The sequence below is a fragment of the Marinobacter sp. F3R08 genome (assembly GCF_018860425.1).
In the GTDB taxonomy this organism is placed as follows: Bacteria; Pseudomonadota; Gammaproteobacteria; order Pseudomonadales; family Oleiphilaceae; genus Marinobacter.
In genome coordinates this window covers 1-3,053 of record NZ_JAHKPI010000012.1, presented here as the reverse complement: position 1 = coordinate 3,053, position 3,053 = coordinate 1, and the positions used below count along the sequence as shown (strand labels likewise).

The 3,053-nt window shown below is 46.4% G+C and carries 3 protein-coding genes; 1 reads left to right on the top strand and 2 read right to left on the bottom strand.

Annotation, left to right across the window (positions count from 1 at the left end):
• Together KO499_RS19955 and KO499_RS03065 are read right to left on the bottom strand one after the other, a co-directional pair.
• Positions 1-167, bottom strand: a 167-nt coding sequence (locus tag KO499_RS19955) for an IS1 family transposase (protein ID WP_416240379.1), incomplete at its 3' end; no start/stop codon positions are given.
• A 247-nt stretch (positions 168-414) separates the two neighbouring features.
• Entirely contained in the window at positions 415-1,623 is a 1,209-nt protein-coding gene (locus KO499_RS03065; protein ID WP_001339197.1) for an IS4-like element ISVsa5 family transposase, read from the bottom strand.
• Between the two features lie 160 nt (positions 1,624-1,783).
• Between KO499_RS03065 and KO499_RS03060 the strand changes: the two genes are divergently transcribed.
• A complete protein-coding gene (locus KO499_RS03060) occupies positions 1,784-2,443 on the top strand; it encodes a type A-1 chloramphenicol O-acetyltransferase (RefSeq protein ID WP_000412211.1) in 660 nt (219 codons plus the stop codon).
• The last annotated feature ends 610 nt before the right edge of the window (positions 2,444-3,053 follow it).

The window sequence follows — 3,053 nt, the reverse complement described above, 5'->3', positions numbered from 1 at the left end:
CCTTTCGCCAGCTGGCGTAATAGCGAAGAGGCCCGCACCGATCGCCCTTCCCAACAGTTGCGCAGCCTGAATGGCGAATGGCGCTGATGTCCGGCGGTGCTTTTGCCGTTACGCACCACCCCGTCAGTAGCTGAACAGGAGGGACAGCTGATAGAAACAGAAGCCACTGGAGCACCTCAAAAACACCATCATACACTAAATCAGTAAGTTGGCAGCATCACCCGACGCACTTTGCGCCGAATAAATACCTGTGACGGAAGATCACTTCGCAGAATAAATAAATCCTGGTGTCCCTGTTGATACCGGGAAGCCCTGGGCCAACTTTTGGCGAAAATGAGACGTTGATCGGCACGTAAGAGGTTCCAACTTTCACCATAATGAAATAAGATCACTACCGGGCGCTGAGAGATCCCCTCATAATTTCCCCAAAGCGTAACCATGTGTGAATAAATTTTGAGCTAGTAGGGTTGCAGCCACGAGTAAGTCTTCCCTTGTTATTGTGTAGCCAGAATGCCGCAAAACTTCCATGCCTAAGCGAACTGTTGAGAGTACGTTTCGATTTCTGACTGTGTTAGCCTGGAAGTGCTTGTCCCAACCTTGTTTCTGAGCATGAACGCCCGCAAGCCAACATGTTAGTTGAAGCATCAGGGCGATTAGCAGCATGATATCAAAACGCTCTGAGCTGCTCGTTCGGCTATGGCGTAGGCCTAGTCCGTAGGCAGGACTTTTCAAGTCTCGGAAGGTTTCTTCAATCTGCATTCGCTTCGAATAGATATTAACAAGTTGTTTGGGTGTTCGAATTTCAACAGGTAAGTTAGTTGCTAGAACCCATGGCTCCTTTGCCGACGCTGAGTAGATTTTAGGTGACGGGTGGTGACAATGAGTCCGTGTCGAGCGCTGATTTTTTCGGCCTTTAGAGCGAGATTTATACAATAGAATTTGGCATGAGATTGGATTGCTTTTAGTCAGCCTCTTATAGCCTAAAGTCTTTGAGTGACTAGATGACATATCATGTAAGTTGCTGATAGGTTTCCAGTTTTCCGCTCCTAGGTCTGCATATTGTACTTTTCCTCTTACTCGACTTAACCAGTACCAACCCAGCTTCTCAACGGATTTATACCATGGCACTTTAAAGCCAGCATCACTGACAATGAGCGGTGTGGTGTTACTCGGTAGAATGCTCGCAAGGTCGGCTAGAAATTGGTCATGAGCTTTCTTTGAACATTGCTCTGAAAGCGGGAACGCTTTCTCATAAAGAGTAACAGAACGACCGTGTAGTGCGACTGAAGCTCGCAATACCATAAGTCGTTTTTGCTCACGAATATCAGACCAGTCAACAAGTACAATGGGCATCGTATTGCCCGAACAGATAAAGCTAGCATGCCAACGGTATACAGCGAGTCGCTCTTTGTGGAGGTGACGATTACCTAACAATCGGTCGATTCGTTTGATGTTATGTTTTGTTCTCGCTTTGGTTGGCAGGTTACGGCCAAGTTCGGTAAGAGTGAGAGTTTTACAGTCAAGTAATGCGTGGCAAGCCAACGTTAAGCTGTTGAGTCGTTTTAAGTGTAATTCGGGGCAGAATTGGTAAAGAGAGTCGTGTAAAATATCGAGTTCGCACATCTTGTTGTCTGATTATTGATTTTTCGCGAAACCATTTGATCATATGACAAGATGTGTATCCACCTTAACTTAATGATTTTTACCAAAATCATTAGGGGATTCATCAGTACCGGGCGTATTTTTTGAGTTATCGAGATTTTCAGGAGCTAAGGAAGCTAAAATGGAGAAAAAAATCACTGGATATACCACCGTTGATATATCCCAATGGCATCGTAAAGAACATTTTGAGGCATTTCAGTCAGTTGCTCAATGTACCTATAACCAGACCGTTCAGCTGGATATTACGGCCTTTTTAAAGACCGTAAAGAAAAATAAGCACAAGTTTTATCCGGCCTTTATTCACATTCTTGCCCGCCTGATGAATGCTCATCCGGAATTTCGTATGGCAATGAAAGACGGTGAGCTGGTGATATGGGATAGTGTTCACCCTTGTTACACCGTTTTCCATGAGCAAACTGAAACGTTTTCATCGCTCTGGAGTGAATACCACGACGATTTCCGGCAGTTTCTACACATATATTCGCAAGATGTGGCGTGTTACGGTGAAAACCTGGCCTATTTCCCTAAAGGGTTTATTGAGAATATGTTTTTCGTCTCAGCCAATCCCTGGGTGAGTTTCACCAGTTTTGATTTAAACGTGGCCAATATGGACAACTTCTTCGCCCCCGTTTTCACCATGGGCAAATATTATACGCAAGGCGACAAGGTGCTGATGCCGCTGGCGATTCAGGTTCATCATGCCGTTTGTGATGGCTTCCATGTCGGCAGAATGCTTAATGAATTACAACAGTACTGCGATGAGTGGCAGGGCGGGGCGTAATTTTTTTAAGGCAGTTATTGGTGCCTAGAAATATTTTATCTGATTAATAAGATGATCTTCTTGAGATCGTTTTGGTCTGCGCGTAATCTCTTGCTCTGAAAACGAAAAAACCGCCTTGCAGGGCGGTTTTTCGAAGGTTCTCTGAGCTACCAACTCTTTGAACCGAGGTAACTGGCTTGGAGGAGCGCAGTCACCAAAACTTGTCCTTTCAGTTTAGCCTTAACCGGCGCATGACTTCAAGACTAACTCCTCTAAATCAATTACCAGTGGCTGCTGCCAGTGGTGCTTTTGCATGTCTTTCCGGGTTGGACTCAAGACGATAGTTACCGGATAAGGCGCAGCGGTCGGACTGAACGGGGGGTTCGTGCATACAGTCCAGCTTGGAGCGAACTGCCTACCCGGAACTGAGTGTCAGGCGTGGAATGAGACAAACGCGGCCATAACAGCGGAATGACACCGGTAAACCGAAAGGCAGGAACAGGAGAGCGCACGAGGGAGCCGCCAGGGGGAAACGCCTGGTATCTTTATAGTCCTGTCGGGTTTCGCCACCACTGATTTGAGCGTCAGATTTCGTGATGCTTGTCAGGGGGGCGGAGCCTATGGAAAAACG

Bases quoted from the DNA above. Each gene is read 5' to 3' on its own strand.
- KO499_RS03065 (WP_001339197.1), bottom strand. From the start codon at position 1,623: ATGTGCGAACTCGATATTTTACACGACTCTCTTTACCAATTCTGCCCC.
- KO499_RS03060 (WP_000412211.1), top strand. From the start codon at position 1,784: ATGGAGAAAAAAATCACTGGATATACCACCGTTGATATATCCCAATGG.